Here is a 16789-nt window from a genome sequence, read left to right on the forward strand (position 1 = left end):
GCATCAACGCCGCAGCACCTCGGCCAGCGCCTGCAGCAGCAGCGCGACATTTTCGCGCCGCGCGCCATACCCCATCAGCCCAATCCGCCAGGCTTTGCCGGCTAGCGCGCCCAGCCCGGCGCCGATTTCCAGGTTGTAATCGTTCAAAAGCGCAGTGCGCACCGCCGCATCATCCACTCCAGCCGGAATGCGCACAGCATTCAATTGCGGCAGGCGGCCGGATTCTTCCACCAGAAACTCGATGCCCAGTTCGGTCAGGCCGGCCAGCAGTAGCTGATGCTGCTGGGCATGCCGCGCCCAAGCGTGCTCCAATCCTTCGGCCGCCAGCAGACGCAGGCTTTCGTGCAGTGCATACAGCGCATTCACCGGCGCAGTGTGGTGATAGCTGCGTTTGCTGCCATTGGCATTGCCCCAATAGCCCATCACCAGGGTTTGGTCGAGAAACCAGCTTTGCACGGGTGTTTTGCGGGCTTTGAGTTTTTCCACCGCCGCCGGTGAGAATGACAAAGGCGCCAAGCCAGGCACACAAGATAGGCATTTCTGGCTGCCGGAATACACGGCATCAATGCCCCAGTCGTCCACCCGCAGCTCGATCCCGCCCAGCGCCGTCACGGCATCGACGATGCTGAGGCAACCATATTGCTTGGCCAGTGCGCACAGCGCTTGGGCATCCGAGCGCACGCCAGTGGAAGTTTCGGCATGCACAAAAGCCAGAAAGCGCGCTTGCGGATGCGCTTGTAGCGCCGCTTCTACCGCCTGTGGGTCAACGGGCTTGCCCCATTCGGCATCGACCACCACGGCATGGGCGCCCACCCGCTCCACGTTTTGCCGCATGCGCTCGCCAAACACGCCATTGCGACAGACGATGACGGTTTCGCCGGCCTCAACCAAATTAACAAAGCAGGCCTCCATCCCGGCCGAGCCAGGGGCCGACACGGCCAGCGTCATCTCGTTGCGGGTCTGAAAGGCGTATTGCAGTAGCGCCTTCACCTCATCCATCATGCCGACAAACAGCGGATCGAGATGGCCAAGCGTCGGCTTGGCTTGCGCCGCCAGCACCGATGGATACACATCCGATGGGCCGGGGCCGAGCAGCGTGCGGCGCGGGGGCTGAAACGGGGCAACTTGGGGCGGGACAAGCAGCATGGCAGGCTCCTGAGCGAAGTAGGCAACAGGCTGATTATGGCGCGCAGGCTGGCGCGCGTCACCGGGTTTTTGCTGCAAGTGCACAATATTCGCTGTACGGATCAGCCCAAGCTGAGCAATACCACTCGCGGCGCTGTGCCGGCCCCGCTAGGGCTGATCGCGGTACAGCTCGTTTTCCGCCACCGGGCTTGGGGTATTGCCCTCGGTGCCTTTTTGCATGCGACTTCTGGCGCTATACATCTTGCCGCGTGCCAGGCATTGCGGTGCAAAAGTGAGAAAGCCAATGTCGGTCGGCAGATCGTCATACACCGCCTCCATCCCGCCTTGCATGCAATAGGTTTCATGCCAGAAACCGGTGCCGCCGCTGTGGCGCATAAACTGCTGCCACCATTGGCGGTGTGGTTCGGAGCGCGCCCAGCGCTCCAGCGACTCGAAATCACGCCAGTATTGCCGCATGCCAACATGCGGTGGAAATAAGGAAAACAGCAGGTTTTCATGCCGCAGCAGGCCATCAGGCTGCTGCTCAACCGCTTGAGCGATTTTGGGCCCCAGGCCCAGCAGGGTTTTGAGGCCGGTCCAGGCGTTGACCCGTAAGCCGAGGTAAATCACCACCAGATCGGGGTAGGCCGATAAATCCACGGTACGACGATGTACTTTGCTCATGATTCGCTCAGCGGCAAACAGACCGCCTTAGCTTAAACCAGAAGCAGGGCCGCTGCTGCTGCCGCTCGCCCCGCGTGGCGCAGCCGCCGCAGCTGGCGGTGGTTTAGCTGGCTAGCCCACCGCCCCAGCTCCACCGTTTAACCAATCAGCTGGCGTAGCTGGGTGGCCCAATCCACGCGCTGCCAGTCCGGTCCCATCCACAGTGCGCGGTAGCTATCGCCACGGAAACGGCGATCCACTTCCACCAGCACATGCACGCCTTCCGGGCGTGGGATGCAGGTGACCTCGACTTCCTGTACGCCGGTGAGGCCGCCAAAGCCGCCCTGCGTCGGGCGGAATTCGAATTCCTGATAGCAGCCCAGCGAGCTGTAAATATCATTGACGCGCACGGTGCCGATTTCGACATCGGTGCTGGCGTGCATATAGCCCAGCTGGCCCAGCGCAGCGATCAGCGCCTGCATTTGTGGCAGCGGCCGTACATCGAGAAAATCACGGTCTTTGGCATCGATCGCCGCGGCAATCGCCAGATCGGTATGCACCCACACCGCCGCACGGATATGCGGGTAATACGGCGCACCCGGCGTGGTTAGCGCGGTGGCATTGTTCACCGGTAATTCAAGCGGTAATTGGAAAGAAAATGGCAGGCGTTGCTCTTGCCCAGCCTGGATTTGCAGGGCGCCACTGGCACGAAAACGCCCCAATGCATGGGCGACGCGGATTTCATCTTCGCCGGCTTCCTGCTCGGCTTCGGTCATCAGCACCAGATCTACGTATTCGATGGTTTGCTCAACGCTACCGCCTTTGATACACACCACCCCGCTCAGCGTACCGCCGGGCACCACTTGCGGATTATCCAGCACCGTATCCACCGTAGCGCCACCCACGCCCACCGCCGCAAACAGTTTCTTAAACATCGTTTCTCTCTAATTATCCGTGCAGCATATGCTGCGCTGGTTCTGATTGGTGGGCCGATAAAAAGTTTCACGCGGCAGTGAACAAAAAGATGGCTTGAGCATCTAGCGGGGTATATCGCTCAACATAAGCATTTATAATGATGATGTGGCAATACCCCAGACTAAAAACCATTCCGCCATCGCCATACCCTGCACGAGCCACTGCAGCCGTTGACAGCCTTGGTACAATGACTTTTTTGCCTGCTGTCCGAGTCCTGCCATGAGTAGCCGCCCCGAACCGAACCTCAGTGCCGATTTATCCGGGCTTAATTGCCCGCTGCCGATTTTGCGCACCAAAAAAGCCCTGGCTGCGCTCGAAGGCGGCCAGCTGCTGCAAGTAACGTGCACCGATCCAGCCACGCCAACCGACTTTGCCGCCTTTTGCAAACAAACCGGCCATACCCTGGTCGAGCACTGGCAAGCTGAGGGCAAGTTTCTGTTTCTGATTCAAAAGCGCAGCGCCTAAGCCCCATACCCGAGCATGTATCGGGCGATAGGCCATAGCCAAATTAAGCCACACGGATATACCCCACAAGGATTGCCAATATGACTACCACCTTGACCATTACCCGCCCCGATGACTGGCACCTGCATTTGCGCGATGGCGCGGGCCTTGCCAGCGTGCTGCCGCATACGGCGCGTGAATTTGGCCGCGCAATTGTGATGCCCAATCTGAAGCCGCCGGTCACCAATGTGCAGCTGGCTGGGGAATACCGTGAGCGCATTCTGGCCGCCCGCCCGGCCGGCAGCGCATTCCAGCCACTGATGACGCTCTACCTCACTGATAACACCACCCCGGCCGACATTGTGGCCGCCAAGGCCAGCGTCTTTGTGCATGGGGTGAAGCTGTATCCGGCTGGCGCCACCACCAATTCGGACGCCGGCTGTACCGACGTCAACAAAGTGCTGCCCACCATCGAAAAAATGGCCGAAGTGGGCCTGCCGTTTCTGGTGCATGGCGAAGTGGTGGATGCCGAAATCGATATTTTCGATCGCGAAGCGGTGTTTATCGACCGCATCATGAAGCCACTGCTTGAGCGTTTCCCCACCCTACGCGTGGTGTTTGAACACATCACCACCAAAGACGCGGCCGAATTTGTGGCCAGCGCCGGCCCTAATGTGGCCGCCACCGTCACCGCGCACCACCTGCTGATGAATCGCAACGCGATGCTGGTCGGCGGCATTCGCCCGCATCTGTATTGCCTGCCCGTGCTGAAGCGCGAATTGCATCGCCAGGCGCTGGTGCGCGCCGTCACCGCTCATGATGAGCATGTGCGCCGCAAATTCTTCCTGGGCACCGATAGCGCTCCACACGCCAAAGGCGCCAAAGAAAGCAGCTGCGGCTGCGCCGGTATGTATACCGCCCATGCGGCCCTGCCACTGTACGCCGAAGTATTTGATGCGGCCGGCGCGCTGGATAAGCTGGAAGCCTTTGCCAGCCTGAATGGCCCGGCCTTCTACGGATTGCCGACCAATCCGGATAAGGTGACGCTGGTGAAAGAAAGCTGGACCGTGCCCGCCGAATATCAGTTTGGCGATAGCGTGGTGGTGCCATTGCGCGCCGGTGAAAGCATCCACTGGAAACTGCAGGACTAAGGCGATGGACTGGCCTCACCGTGGTTCCTGTTTATGCGGCAGCGTGCGCTATGCGGCAGGCGAATTTGCCCCGCAAATGGCGCATTGCCATTGCAGCATGTGCCGCAAATTTCACGGTGCGGCTTTCGCCACCTTTGGCAGCACCCGCGCGTTTCGCTGGCTCAGTGGCGAAGCGCAGCTAGCCAGCTTTACCGCAGCCAATGGCACGGTGCGCCAGTTTTGCCAGCAGTGCGGCAGCAGCCTTACTTTTCAATCGCCCGCCACTCCGGCCGGGGTGGTCGAGATTGCCCTCGGCACGCTGGACACCCCACTGGCACAGCGCCCTGACGCCCACATCTGGGTAGGTAGCGGTGCCGATTGGTACTCCCCCACGGCTGAGCTGCCCTGCCATCACGCCGGACGTTCTTCGGAGCTTGTATGCCCATAATTCGTAGCCCACGCCAGCACAGCTGGCTGCTCTGGGGGCTGGCGCTGCTGGCGCTAGCGGTCTGGGGCCGGCCTTTGATTCAATCCACCCAGTTTGAAAATCATTTCTTCGGGCTGTTTTATTATTCGATTTTGGCAGGGCTGGCGCTGTTTTGGGCGCTGCCGAGCGAGCAGCGCCTGATCGCGGGCCATTTTCAGCGCCGCACCCTACTGCTGGGTCTGCTGCCGATTCGCACCGTGAGCGCGCCAGTGAGCGCGTTTCGTGAGATCCGCCTCGAGCAAGATCCGAATCTCTTCCGCCGCGATACGGTCTGGCTCATGATCTGCGGCGAGCCGGACAACCCCGAGCAAGTGGCCCGCTTTGCTTTTGCCCACTGGCCGGCCAGCGCGCGCAATATTGTGGCCGCGAGCCAGCTACAAACCGAGCTGGCCGCAGCCACCGGGCTGAGCATTGTGCGCGCAGAAGACGCCGCTGCCGAATAAGCACACTTAGCATCGGCTCAAAGCGTTGTAAGCACACCGCGCCGCGCTGCCAGAACCAGGGCCCAGCAGGCCAGAATGCTATGATCGCGGCATGATCATTTCGCCTGCTGGCCTGTTCCATGTTCAAGCTCCGTACCCTATCCTGGCTATTCCTTCTCAGCGGCGCCGCGCACGCGGCCGACCTCGCTAGCTGCCAAAGCATCGCCGATAATCACGCCCGCTTGGCTTGCTACGATCAGCTAGCCCGCAACGTGAGCCCCGTGGCCACGCCAGCTGAAACCAGCACCAGCAGCGCCACAGTAGCCGCAGCGCCGACCGAACCGAGCATCCCAAGTACAACGAACACCGTGAGCCCGGTCGCGGCCACCACGCTGGCCAGTGGCGATGCGTTTTCACAGCGCTGGGAGCTCGATGCCGCCGATCAAAAAGGCGTTTTCACTATTCGGCCGCATCAGCCGGTGTATTTCCTGCCGTTCTCTTGGCGGGAAAACGTGAACACCCAGCCTTGCTCGCTCAACCCGCGCAATTGCGCCAAACGCTCGGCCGATAGCTTTAAAAATCTCGAAGCCAAATTCCAGCTTTCATTCAAAACCAAATTCTGGGAAGACATGCTAGGCAGCCCGATTGATCTGTGGGGCGCCTACACCCAGCAAAGCTATTGGCAGGTTTACGATCAGGAAACCTCTGCGCCATTTCGCGAAACCGATTACCAGCCGGAAATCTGGGCCACCTTGCCCTTGGCGTTGGGCCCCGACTGGCTGCGGCTACGCATGCTCAATCTTGGCCTGGTGCACCAATCCAATGGCCAAACCTTGCCGCTCTCCCGCTCGTGGAATCGCCTGTATGCCAGCGTGGGCCTGAGCTCGGGTGATTTGTCGGTGATTATCAAGCCATGGTGGCGACTCAAAGAAGACCCGGCCGATGATGACAACCCGGCCATCACCGACTACAGCGGCCGTATGGAAACCCTGTTGACCTATCCTTGGGGCAAACATCAATTTGCGCTCACCTGGCGCAATAATCTGAAATTTAACAGCAGTGTACCCAATCGCTCTTACTGGCTATTGGAATGGGCCTTCCCGCTCGCCGGCCAGCTGCATGGCTATGTGCAAGCCTTTGATGGCTATGGCGATTCACTGCAAAACTATAATTTCAAAAATCGCGGCGTCGCGCTAGGTGTGTCGCTGGTGAAATGGCAATAAGCCGCCGGCCATTCGTTCGCGCCTCGCGTGCTGACTAGTGGCCATAATCCAGCGGCTGAACGTCTTGCAGCGTGCCATTCACAAAGCGCAGCTGCATCATCAGCTTATCGCGGCCAAAGTTATACACCCACACGGTGACTTCGTTGCCGGGCTGGCTGCGATCGACTACCCATTCGCCCCAGCGATTGCGATAGCGGGCCGGCTCGATCAGCGTACTGATCTCGCTGGGCTCGCCGCATTTGCTGCGGATTGAGGCTTGGCTGTCTTCCACAGTGACTAGCCGATTGCCACAGCGAAGATTCGTATCGGCCCAAGCGGCCTCCGTGCCCAATAGCGTCAGCGCTACGGGTATTGCCACCCATGCTTTATTCAAAACAGCCTCCAAAGCAATACCCCATATAGGTATCGTCATTAATACATCGTATCAGCATCCAGCCAGCCCGCGCAGCGCAAGGCCGCAGTCTGGCTGCTAGTATAGAAGCGCCACCCTGAATGGAGCGCGAACCACTGTGCAACTTGGCGATTTCGTTTATGCCCTCACCGTCGCCCTCATCGGCCTGGGCGGCTGGCTGTACGCCCGCCACGAATCCGTGCAGCAAGTGCGCCTGCAGCGCTACTGGCTGCTGGCCTGCCTGTGTATCGCGGGCGGGCTTTGCCTCGAAATTGCCGCCGAACACCTGCCCGCCTGGAGTCTCGCGCTGGCCATCAGCCTGATTGCCGCTGGCAGCCTGCTGCAAAGCCATAGCTTGGGCTTACTCCTTAACCCACCGCAAACCCTCTGCCGCTTTAATTGGAGCCTGCTGGGCGTGGCCAGCAGCGCCGAGCTCTTAGCCAGCTTTGGCCTACTGCCTGCGCGCTTGAGCATGCTGCTAACCGCGCTCACGCTAGCCACCTGCTTTTTGCTACTTAGCTGGCGCTTTTGGCAGCACGAGCAAGCCTTTGGCCGGCGCTGGCCGGGTATGTTGCCCCTGTTGGGCCTGCTGGCGGCCAGCTGTTTTCTATTTCGCGCCGGCCTTATCGCCCTGCTGAGCGACAGTTTTTCGCCGCTGCTGGAGCAGTTTTTATTTCTGATCGCCTCTACCTGCAACATCATGATGAGCCTGGGGCTTAATCTCTTGCTGCTACGGCAAACCAATCAGGCGCTTTCACGCCTGGCCATTCAGGACGCGCTCACCGGCGCCCTGAATCGCCGCGGCCTATATGACGCCGTTGCGGCCTTGCCCGCCCCCACACGCGAGCCCGTGAGCGTGGCACTGATTGATCTGGATTACTTCAAACAAATCAACGACCACTACGGCCATGCCGTCGGCGACGATATTCTGCGCCAGCTGGTTGGCCATTTGCAGCGCACGCTGCGCCCGCACGATCTGATCGCCCGCTATGGTGGCGAAGAGTTTTGCGTGCTGCTACCCGGGCTTGATCAAACCACCGCCAGCCGGCTGTTGGATGAAATCCGCGCCACGTTTGCTAGCCAAAGCTGGAGCGATACCGTGCCCGAGCTACGCTGCAGCTTCTCGGCCGGAGTGAGCGAGTGGCAAACCGAGCAAGACCCCGACAGCAATTTCGCCCTCGCTGATCAGCGGCTGTATCAGGCCAAAGCCGCTGGCCGCAATCAAATTCACCCTACCCCGCGCGGCCATTGATCATCCTTGGCTTGCGCCCCCGCCAGTGGACGGGGATAATCGCCCCCGCGAAGCGGGACAGATCATCGCTGCCGTGGCAACACGGGGGAGGAAAGTCCGGGCTCCATAGAGCAGAATGCCGGCTAACGGCCGGGCGGCGTGAGCCGACGGACAGTGCAACAGAGAGCTGAACCGCCGATGGCCCCGCAAGGGGATCAGGTAAGGGTGAAAAGGTGCGGTAAGAGCGCACCGCGGCGCTGGTAACAGTCGCTGGCAGGGTAAACCCCATTCGGAGCAAGACCAAGCAGTAGGCGTTGAGGTTGCTCGCTGAGTCTACGGGTAGGTTGCTGGAGCGCGGTAGTAATGCCGCGCCTAGAGGAATGATGATCACGGGTGGCAACACCCGGACAGAACCCGGCTTATCGGCCCGCTTCGCCCTTTCTAAGCCCCACTCAAATCGCCAACACGGCACAATCGCCATTCATACCCGGCCTAGCGACGGTGAATCACTGCATTACACATACTGCAGTTGCCGACGCTCCGCCTGAATAATCGAGAGATACACCAGCGTGGCGCTCAGGCCAAACTCACTTTTGGCTTCATTCACCGCTTGATTCAGATTCATGCCCTGCGCCATCCGCTGCTGAACAAATTGCTGTACTTGCTCATTCATTGCACTACTCCTGCCAACTGATCATGCAGAAATTGTGCCTGCACTGCCCATCGGCGCGCGTGGTAACAATACCCCGTTGGCATGTGCATAAATTACGTCAAGGCCTGTCAACCAGCGCCAAAGGCCGATGCAAAATAATCGCCCCTACAAATCAAACGACAGGTATAAGGCTACAAGCTTTATCTACTGTGCCTTGCGCGTAAATACCCATACCCCCGCCTGTAATTCAGGCGGCACAATCAGCTGAGATAAAGCTGGCACCTCGGCCCAATCAAACGCAGTTTGGGTTTCATAATCGGCCCAATTGCCGGTGATAAAGCGCGAATGGCTGCCGATCACAATATACGTCTGCACGCAGCGCTGCCGGAAAATCTGCCGCTCAAAGCCATTCCCCGCCGGCGGCCAGCTGCATATCACCACCTCCGGCTGATACCGCTGAATCGCCTCAATCGCCCCGAGGCGCTCAACTTCAGGCGGATAACTCACCACTTTTTCCCAGCTGTAATCATCGCTGGTGCGCAGCGGGATGCCCGCTTCGCGCAAGAACCGGCTTAAAGTGCCATCCCCGGCAGCGATTTCCAGCGCCGAGCGCCCCTGCAGCAATTCAGCCAGCGCGCTAATCAATTCCCGGGAGTAAAAACACCAGATCCCGCGCTTTTCCACCAGTGGCATTAGGTATTGCTTTTGCCAGATCAGCGGCCAAAGCCTGCGAAACCAGCGCAGCGACACGGGCTTGCGCACCAAATCATGCGCAAAGAGTAGCCTTTGTGCCAGCAAGCCATTCCATAAATTAAAACGCACCTTGCCGCTTTTCACGCCCGTAGCCAGCGAAAACGCATACTGCCGCAAGGCGAGCTCAGCCAAACGCAAGCGCACTTGCTGCTCGACAAACAAGGCAAACGCACGCCCATCCCGCTCACCAGCCAGGAAACGGGCATCCGGCTGTGCCCGCTGCGCGGCTTTAGCTAGCAGGCGCTTGAGTTCAGCCGGATCACGGCGGGCAAACGTTTGCGCCAGCTCATCGCGCACCCCGGCCCACAATACTGGAAAAGCCGCGGCCAATTCGCTAAAACCCGGGTTTTGCTGCAACCAGGCCCATGTTTGTTCTGCACTTTGCTGCGCCATTTTGCTCCCCTTTGGCCAGCCACTACCGTAGCAAAGCCAAGCCCTTGTGCGCAAACCATCCTGTGCCGGCGCCAACAAAGCGCAACGAGCGCCACATTTTTGCCACACATCGGCTCACCAGCGCCATTTTGCGCAATTAACCTTGACGCGGGCTAGTGAATGCGCTTTAATTGCAACCCTTGTGAGCAGCAATGCACACTGGCCAATTAGCTCAGTTGGTAGAGCAGCGGATTGAAAATCCGCGTGTCCGTGGTTCGATTCCGCGATTGGCCACCAAGAATTAAACAAAAAAGCCAACCTTCGGGTTGGCTTTTTTGTTTTGCACGCCCCATTTCAAGACGTCATTTGCAGGACCCTAGCGCGCCACCTCAATCTGCGGGGCGGAAGCCAGCTGCATTTTGCTGCGGCGTAGCATCTCTTTCTGCATAGCCGCAAATTGCTGCTGCATCTGCTGTTGCACATACTGCTTACCCAGACTGGCCATCCAGCCCGAAGCTGGCTGCCAGTCGGCGGCATAGCTCATGGTGGTGGATTGCGCCTGCTGTTGCAGCTGCATACGGCTACTGAAGGCGCCTTGCTGCGCATCCAAGCTATGCGCCACAATTTCGTCCAGACCGATTAATTCGATCTCACGGGTGGAATTGAGCGACCAGCTTAATAAGCCCAGCTGCAATTGGCCTTCCTGCTGCACCACCCAACGATTGGCTTTGCGGCTCAGCACCTTGCTGCTGCTCATGTTCGGCATGAACTCGCTCATATGCTCAAAATCACTGAGCACTGCGAAGGCCAGTGGCTTGGCCACAGGCACACTGAATTGTGCAGAGAAATATAAATGCCCATTGCGCTCGGTGCTTTGCACAGCAATGGGGGCCAAGTCTTGCGCCCAGACCGGCCCAACAAGCAAGATGGCTAGCAATAAACGGCGCATATCTCCTCCTGCGCCCACCGGCAAATCAGCTGGGCAAGTGACTGCCCGCAGCAGCCCGGAGGTTCAGTTTAGTGGCGAGAAAATTTCTGTGCCAGCTGATTCAGCTTTTCGGCACGTTTGCGGTCGGCCTCAGCGGCCGCTTCGGCGGCCTGCTTAGCACGGCGCTCGTCCGCTGCTTTTTTGAAATGCTCGTGCAGGCTGGTAGCCGCGAATTCACGCTGCTCATCGGTCACAGCATCGGCCTTGCTGCCATCGAGGTTATAACGCTCGCTCGCGGTTTGCATGGCTTTCAGGTAGCGCACTGACCGGGTATGCATCGACAAAGCACTGCGCAATACGCGCCGATTAATCTCTGGCAGCGCGGCAATCACTTGTTTGTCGATCCCGATCGCCAGCGGCTGGCAGTCACGGAATACCGCAAACTGTTTTTGCAGCTCTTTCAGCAAGCCAAAAGTAGTAGGGGTGGCGGGTTTGGTTTCTGGGGTGGTCATTCGATCAACGCTCGTCAAACAGTGGTTCTGCGAGCAGGCATTCTAGCAGATTCGCTTGCGATACCAAGCCTTGCAGATTGACGGCCGACTAAAGTCTTATGACCAGCGCTTACGCCGACGCCCCAGCAAGGCAAGCGCACCAATCCCTAGTAAAGCCCAGCCCTCAGCGCCAAAGCGCCCCTGCGCCGGAGCAGCAGGCGCTGGGGCAACAGTTTTTGGCAAGGCTGGAGCGGAGAGAGACACGCTCACAGCAGCCGGGTTGGCCGCCACAATTGCAGTTGTAGCCGCCACTTCAACCACTGCCGCTTGCGCTTGAGCGGCAAACACGAAGGCAAACACCACAAGAATCTGACGCATGCTGGCACCTTAACAAAGTAATTTTGTTACGTAATATACCAGCAAGATAAGACAATTGCATTACCAATTACAGCCAGCGTAATGACGTGTAATTGTAGTCACAAGCTGCGTCAGTACATTTTCAGCCTTAGATTTATGCTGGTAGCGCCTGCCCGAATGCGGCCAGATATTGCTCAGCCAGTTCCGCGCGAGTGAACTTGTGATTTTGCCCGCCTTGATGCGCAATCTTGATGCTACCCAGCAATGACGCCAGCCGACCGGTCGTGGGCCAATCCCAACCTTGCAGCAAGCCATGCAATAAGCCGGCCCGGAAGGCATCGCCACAACCTGTTGGGTCCACTACGGCCGCCGCTGGCACAGCTGGGATCTGATGGCAGACGCCATTGGCATAAATCTGCGCACCTTGCGCGCCCAATGTAACGATCAAGGCTTCAACCTTGGTGGCCAACTGCGCAATACTGAGTCCGGTGGCTTTGCTGAGCATTTCAGCTTCGTAATCGTTGAGCGTTAAGTAGCTTGCGAGCTCAACCAATTCCAGCAGCTCTTCACCACTAAACATCGGCATACCCTGGCCCGGATCAAAAATGAATGGCACCTTAGCCGCGGCCAGCTGCCGCGCGTGCTCTTGCATGCCTTGTTTGCCATCCGGGGACACGATCCCGATTTGCAATGGCTCTTTCACCATTGCCAATGTATTCACATGCGACATCCCCATCGCGCCAGGGTGAAAGGCAGTAATTTGATTGTCGTCGAGGTCAGTCGTAATAAAACACTGCCCAGTAAAGCCTTCTTGCTCAGTAATGTAATCGCGCCGAATCCCTTGCTGATCCAGCCATGTCGCGTAGAGATCAAAGTCTTTGCCTACAGTGGCCATGATCAGCGGCTCAGAGCCCAGCAGCTTCAGCGTATAGGCGATATTGCCAGCACACCCACCTAATTCGCGACGCATTTCGGGCACCAGAAACGACACCGACAAAATATGGATTTGCTCGGGCAGGATGTGCTTTTTGAAGTGATCGGGAAACACCATGATGGTGTCGTAGGCCATAGAGCCGCAAATCAGTGCAGACATGTTTTTCTCCTCAGTGTGGGCTGAATTATACGTGCTGAGATGGAAACACTGGCGTAATTTGCCCAGTACATTCGCTGTTGCAGCGCAACCACGGTCGGCGGGGATTTCTGGCCTTTCGTCGGAGCTGACTTTACGCTGACATCCAGTCTGGGCATAGTGCCACACATTAGGGAAATTACTTATCCGTCGTTGGTATGCCGCTCGATCTATTCTCGCTGTCTTTACTTGCCATGTTGGCCGCCTGCCTCGGGGCCGGCATGTATCTGGGCCTTGCCCGGGGCCATCGCTCGGAGCGTGGGGTGAGCACGCTGGCGGCTGGCGGCGCTACGCATCAACTCGGCTGGCTACTGTGGGCGCTCGCCACTTTTAATAGCCACCAATGGCTCAGCTGGCTGGGTGTGCTGTGTCTGTTGCTGGGTCAGCTGGTGCTTTTGGCGGGCACCCGCCGCACTTTTGCCCGCCCGGCCCTACTGGGCTGGTGGGGGGCCTTGGTCCCCTTGTGGCTGGTGGCACTCATCATGAGCCTGAGTGGCCTGATTTTGCCGCACCAAGCACCGCTGCTACATGCGCTATTGCTGGCGCCGCTGGCCTTCCAGATTTCCCGCGAAGCGTTTCACCCCGGCAATGACGAGCATTGGAGCGCTCCCCGCTGGCTGCTGGTCGGCTGCATGCAGGGTCTCTCGCTCACGCTAGCGCTGAGTGCCTTAGGTACCGCCAGTGGTGTGCTATCGCTGGAACGCGCCGCCAGCATTTGGGCAATCCTCGCCTGCCTGATCAGCCTTATCTTGCCGTATAGCTATCAACTGCTGGTAGCGCACCGCCTGCATGCCCGCCTCAGCAAACTGGTGCGCTATGACGCGCTCACCGGTCTCCTGAATCGCCGTGGCCTCGAAGAGCACGCTGGGCGCGAGCTGCATCGCGCCCGCAAGCACAATGGTTCGATGGGGTTGATGCTGATCGATATTGATCAGTTTCGCGTGGTGAACCAGCGGTATGGCTATGGCGCCGGTGATGTCGCTCTGAAAAAATGCGCCCGCGAATTGCGCAAAATCCTGGGTGAAGACGCCCTGATCGGCCGGATTGCGGGCGAAGAATTTTGCGTATTGCTCAACGATTACAATTCGCAGCAATTGCGTACTCTGGCGGTCGAAATCGAAATGAGCCTGCAGGCATTGGCGATTGAGCATGGCGATCACTGCTTTCACCTTTCGGTCACACTGTCACTGGTGAAATATGGCCGCCATGGCTATCAGTTTGAGTCGCTACTGCAAAAAGCCGAAGAAAAACTGCAATACCGCAAAGGCAATCTGCGCGGTGAAAATCCAGCGGGTAGCGGCGCGATCACCATTACTCCGGCCACCTAAGCCCCGCCCGCCAAGTCACGCTTGGCCCGACTTTGCCATAGATCAAGCGGCCACAAACTTAGTGCTAACAATCATTTAGCCGCCGATTTCAGCAGTGGTACAGTAGCCTCAACCTTAACCCGAGGATACGCCCGATGAAATTCGATACGCTTGCCATCCACGCCGGCTATAGCCCCGACCCCACCACCAAAGCCGTGGCGGTGCCGATCTACCAGACCACCAGCTATGCCTTTGATGACACCCAGCATGGCGCTGATCTGTTCGATCTGAAGGTCAAAGGCAACATCTACACCCGCATCATGAACCCGACCACCGATGTGCTAGAGCAACGGGTAGCGGCGCTCGAAGGTGGGATTGGCGCACTGGCGCTGGCGTCCGGGCAAGCGGCGATTACCTACGCAATCCTCACCATCGCCGAAGCGGGCGACAATATCATCGCCACCAGCGCGCTGTATGGCGGCACCTACAATCTGTTTGCCCACACCCTGCCGCAATATGGCATCAGCGTTAAATTTGTCGATGCAAACGACCCGCAAGCTGCTGCCGCGCTGATCGACGAGCGCACCAAGGCCATTTATTGCGAATCGATCGGCAATCCATTGGGCAACGTCGTTGACTTTGCCGCTTTCGCCGCCGTCGCTCATGCCGGAGGCGTACCGCTGATTGTCGACAACACCGTGCCCACACCGTACATCACCCGCCCGATCGAGCACGGCGCCGACATCGTGGTGCACAGCCTGACCAAATACATGGGCGGCCATGGCACCAGCATTGGCGGCATTATTGTCGATAGCGGCAAATTCCCGTGGGCGGAGCACAAAACCCGCTTCAAACGCCTGAACGAGCCGGAAGTCAGCTACCACGGCGTGGTGTACACCGAGGCGCTCGGCCCCGCCGCCTTTATCGGCCGCGCGCGCACGGTGCCGCTGCGCAATATGGGCGCGGCAATCTCGCCGTTTAACTCTTTCCTGATCTTGCAGGGGCTGGAGACGCTGGCGCTACGGATGGATAGACACGTGGAAAACGCGCTGAAAGTGGCCGATTTCCTTGCCACGCATCCGAAAGTGGAATGGGTAAACTACGCCGGCCAAGCAGGCCACCCGAGCAAACCCTTGGTGAATAAGTACTTTGGCGGCAAAGCGTCAGGCTTGTTGACCTTTGGCGTGAAAGGCGGCCGTGAGGCCGGTGCACGCTTCCAGGATGCGTTGCAATTGATCACCCGGCTGGTGAATATTGGTGACGCTAAATCATTAGCTTGCCACCCGGCCAGCACCACGCATCGCCAGCTCTCGCCTGATGAATTGAAACGCGCTGGGGTTTCGGAAGATATGGTGCGTCTGTCGATCGGGATTGAGCACATCGACGATATTCTGGCCGATCTGGATCAGGCCTTGGTGCAAGCCTAAACCCTAGGTATATCGCCACAGGCCAATTCCAGCAAAGCCTGCAGCAATATACCTGGCTAAAAATCAAACCCAGTCTGCCGCAGCGCCGCAACGGCCTGCTGGCAGCGGGCCTCGCCGCGGCCGGCCACCAGCGCAAACGGCACCTGCGCTTGCTCGAGCGCAGTTTGATAGCGCACTAGCAATGCATCGCGATCCAGCGGGTTTTCGCGCAGCGGGTCGGGCTGCCATGGCAAATCGGCGGCGGTGAGTAAATGCAGCTGATAATCCGCAGGCCGCCACAGGGCGCGTAATTCGGCAGGGCATTCGCCAAAGCGCACCTGCGCCCAGATGATGCACACCAACACACTGGTATCGCATACCAGCCACTCCGCCTCACTCGCCAGCTGCTGCTCCAGCGCCAGCTGACCATGAGCAATCGCCAGAATGTCATCCATGCTGTAGCTGGTGCGCCGCTGCGCGGCAAACCATGGGCGCGAAAACTCGGGCACCCATGGCGCGTGCAAAGTGCGGGCTAGCGCGCGGGCCAGACTGGTTTTGCCGCAGGATTCCGGCCCAACGATCGCGATTTTGCGGGTCATGCCGCCGCCAGCTCGCGTTGCCAGTTCCGCCAGCCCCATACCGCCAGGCCTGCCAATAGCAGATACAGCACGCCGGTGATGTGCAGCGATTTATAGAAATACACCCCGCTGGCCAGCAGATTGAGCACTATCCAGTACGGCCAGTTTTCTAGGCGTTTTTTCGCCTGCATCCACTGCGCCAACAAGCCAAACACAAAGATCGCCGAATCAAGCACCGGCACATCGGTGGGCAAAAAATGGATCTGCAAATTGGCCACTGCCGCCGTGGCCAGCACGCCCACCCCATTAATCAGCCACCACTCATTGCGGCTGAGGCGTTGTACCGGCAATTTGACCACCGTGGTGGCGTCCAGCCGACGCTGCCGCCATTGCAGCCAGCCATACACCGCCAGCACGGCATACACCGCCTGCAGCGTGGCCTCGCCAAACAGATTAAATTGCGCAAACAGCCACACATACAGCACGCTGGCCACCAGCTGCAGCGGCCAGGTCAGCACATGCGAGCGCGCCGCCAAGGCGATAGCCAAAATAGTCAGGGCAAAGCCGATGATCTCCAAAGCAGTCATCCGGGTTCCTTCCGGGGCAAAAGCGTTAGTGTACCGCGCCGCAGCCAGCTGGCTAGTGGGGCAGTCCGCCTGCGTGCCGCAAATGCACTGTGCTTTGCGTCACCGCAAGTTGCGCCATGATCGGGCCAAATGCTGGCA

The 16789-nt window shown here is 58.8% G+C and carries 20 protein-coding genes, 1 tRNA gene and 1 other RNA gene; 10 read left to right on the forward strand and 12 right to left on the reverse strand.

From position 1 onward, the window contains the following. Window positions 1–3: 3 nt before the first annotated feature. From QV747_RS04210 to QV747_RS04220, 3 genes are all read right to left on the reverse strand, one after another. On the reverse strand, window positions 4–1146 hold the full coding sequence (locus QV747_RS04210; RefSeq protein WP_273429557.1) for an alanine--glyoxylate aminotransferase family protein: 1143 nt from the start codon (window positions 1144–1146) through the stop codon (window positions 4–6). Window positions 1147–1293: 147 nt separating this feature from the next. Next, window positions 1294–1809 carry a DUF4188 domain-containing protein gene (locus QV747_RS04215; RefSeq protein WP_273429556.1) on the reverse strand — a complete coding sequence of 172 codons (516 nt, stop codon included), beginning with the start codon at window positions 1807–1809 and terminating at the stop codon, window positions 1294–1296. Between the two features lie 137 nt (window positions 1810–1946). Continuing rightward, window positions 1947–2723: a sporulation protein gene (locus tag QV747_RS04220; protein WP_028450471.1), complete on the reverse strand. Its 777-nt coding sequence runs from the start codon at window positions 2721–2723 to the stop codon at window positions 1947–1949. A 259-nt stretch (window positions 2724–2982) separates the two neighbouring features. Between QV747_RS04220 and QV747_RS04225 the strand changes: the two genes are divergently transcribed. The 5 genes from QV747_RS04225 to QV747_RS04245 all read left to right on the forward strand — a co-directional run bounded on the left by QV747_RS04225 (window position 2983) and on the right by QV747_RS04245 (window position 6469). Beyond that, complete coding sequence (locus QV747_RS04225; protein WP_028450472.1) at window positions 2983–3228, forward strand: sulfurtransferase TusA family protein; 246 nt, start codon at window positions 2983–2985, stop codon at window positions 3226–3228. 80 nt (window positions 3229–3308) lie between these two features. After that, on the forward strand, window positions 3309–4358 hold the full coding sequence (pyrC, locus tag QV747_RS04230; protein WP_273429552.1) for a dihydroorotase: 1050 nt from the start codon (window positions 3309–3311) through the stop codon (window positions 4356–4358). Window positions 4359–4362: 4 nt separating this feature from the next. Continuing rightward, a complete protein-coding gene (locus tag QV747_RS04235) occupies window positions 4363–4785 on the forward strand; it encodes a GFA family protein (RefSeq protein ID WP_273429549.1) in 423 nt (140 codons plus the stop codon). Next, complete coding sequence (locus tag QV747_RS04240; RefSeq protein WP_273429547.1) at window positions 4776–5267, forward strand: hypothetical protein; 492 nt, start codon at window positions 4776–4778, stop codon at window positions 5265–5267. Before QV747_RS04235 ends, QV747_RS04240 begins: the two co-directional genes overlap by 10 nt. A 119-nt stretch (window positions 5268–5386) precedes the next feature. After that, a complete protein-coding gene (locus QV747_RS04245) occupies window positions 5387–6469 on the forward strand; it encodes a phospholipase A (RefSeq protein ID WP_273429544.1) in 1083 nt (360 codons plus the stop codon). Window positions 6470–6503: 34 nt separating this feature from the next. On the opposite strand, the gene QV747_RS04250 is transcribed toward QV747_RS04245, so the two are convergent. Then, a complete protein-coding gene (locus QV747_RS04250; protein ID WP_273429543.1) occupies window positions 6504–6842 on the reverse strand; it encodes a DUF2845 domain-containing protein in 339 nt (112 codons plus the stop codon). 136 nt (window positions 6843–6978) lie between these two features. On the opposite strand from QV747_RS04250, the gene QV747_RS04255 reads away from it, so the two are divergent. Beyond that, window positions 6979–8112, forward strand: coding sequence for a GGDEF domain-containing protein (locus tag QV747_RS04255; RefSeq protein ID WP_273429541.1), 1134 nt, complete (start codon window positions 6979–6981; stop codon window positions 8110–8112). Window positions 8113–8161: 49 nt separating this feature from the next. Further along, an RNA gene (gene rnpB / locus QV747_RS04260) (RNase P RNA component class A) lies at window positions 8162–8529 on the forward strand. 76 nt (window positions 8530–8605) lie between these two features. On the opposite strand, the gene QV747_RS04265 is transcribed toward rnpB, so the two are convergent. Further along, window positions 8606–8764: a hypothetical protein gene (locus QV747_RS04265; RefSeq protein WP_156129101.1), complete on the reverse strand. Its 159-nt coding sequence runs from the start codon at window positions 8762–8764 to the stop codon at window positions 8606–8608. A 183-nt stretch (window positions 8765–8947) separates the two neighbouring features. Beyond that, window positions 8948–9889 (reverse strand): hypothetical protein, encoded by a 942-nt coding sequence (locus QV747_RS04270; protein WP_273429538.1) that lies wholly within the window; start codon window positions 9887–9889, stop codon window positions 8948–8950. A gap of 200 nt (window positions 9890–10089) precedes the next feature. On the opposite strand from QV747_RS04270, the gene QV747_RS04275 reads away from it, so the two are divergent. Beyond that, a tRNA-Phe gene (locus tag QV747_RS04275) sits at window positions 10090–10165 on the forward strand. Window positions 10166–10244: 79 nt separating this feature from the next. Here the strand turns inward: QV747_RS04275 and QV747_RS04280 are convergent. The 4 genes from QV747_RS04280 to QV747_RS04295 form a co-directional block, all read right to left on the reverse strand. Continuing rightward, on the reverse strand, window positions 10245–10817 hold the full coding sequence (locus QV747_RS04280; RefSeq protein ID WP_273429537.1) for an SRPBCC family protein: 573 nt from the start codon (window positions 10815–10817) through the stop codon (window positions 10245–10247). 68 nt (window positions 10818–10885) lie between these two features. Next, window positions 10886–11308: a ProQ/FinO family protein gene (locus tag QV747_RS04285; RefSeq protein WP_273429534.1), complete on the reverse strand. Its 423-nt coding sequence runs from the start codon at window positions 11306–11308 to the stop codon at window positions 10886–10888. Between the two features lie 96 nt (window positions 11309–11404). Beyond that, the gene (locus QV747_RS04290; RefSeq protein ID WP_273429532.1) at window positions 11405–11665 is read right to left on the reverse strand and encodes a hypothetical protein; all 261 of its coding nucleotides are present in this window, start codon (window positions 11663–11665) and stop codon (window positions 11405–11407) included. Window positions 11666–11798: 133 nt separating this feature from the next. After that, entirely contained in the window at window positions 11799–12737 is a 939-nt protein-coding gene (locus tag QV747_RS04295) for a carbohydrate kinase family protein (RefSeq protein ID WP_273429530.1), read from the reverse strand. Between the two features lie 194 nt (window positions 12738–12931). Between QV747_RS04295 and QV747_RS04300 the strand changes: the two genes are divergently transcribed. Continuing rightward, entirely contained in the window at window positions 12932–14101 is a 1170-nt protein-coding gene (locus tag QV747_RS04300) for a GGDEF domain-containing protein (protein ID WP_273429527.1), read from the forward strand. A 134-nt stretch (window positions 14102–14235) separates the two neighbouring features. Next, a complete protein-coding gene (locus QV747_RS04305; protein ID WP_273429524.1) occupies window positions 14236–15507 on the forward strand; it encodes an O-acetylhomoserine aminocarboxypropyltransferase/cysteine synthase family protein in 1272 nt (423 codons plus the stop codon). Window positions 15508–15563: 56 nt separating this feature from the next. Here the strand turns inward: QV747_RS04305 and QV747_RS04310 are convergent, their stop codons facing one another. After that, window positions 15564–16085: an ATP-binding protein gene (locus tag QV747_RS04310; protein WP_273429522.1), complete on the reverse strand. Its 522-nt coding sequence runs from the start codon at window positions 16083–16085 to the stop codon at window positions 15564–15566. Then, entirely contained in the window at window positions 16082–16651 is a 570-nt protein-coding gene (gene pnuC / locus QV747_RS04315; protein ID WP_028450490.1) for a nicotinamide riboside transporter PnuC, read from the reverse strand. The genes QV747_RS04310 and pnuC overlap by 4 nt, the downstream gene beginning before the upstream one ends. Window positions 16652–16789: the final 138 nt, after the last annotated feature.

Source organism: uncultured Chitinibacter sp. (genome assembly GCF_945957625.1).
Classification (GTDB): domain Bacteria; phylum Pseudomonadota; class Gammaproteobacteria; order Burkholderiales; family Chitinibacteraceae; genus Chitinibacter; species Chitinibacter tainanensis.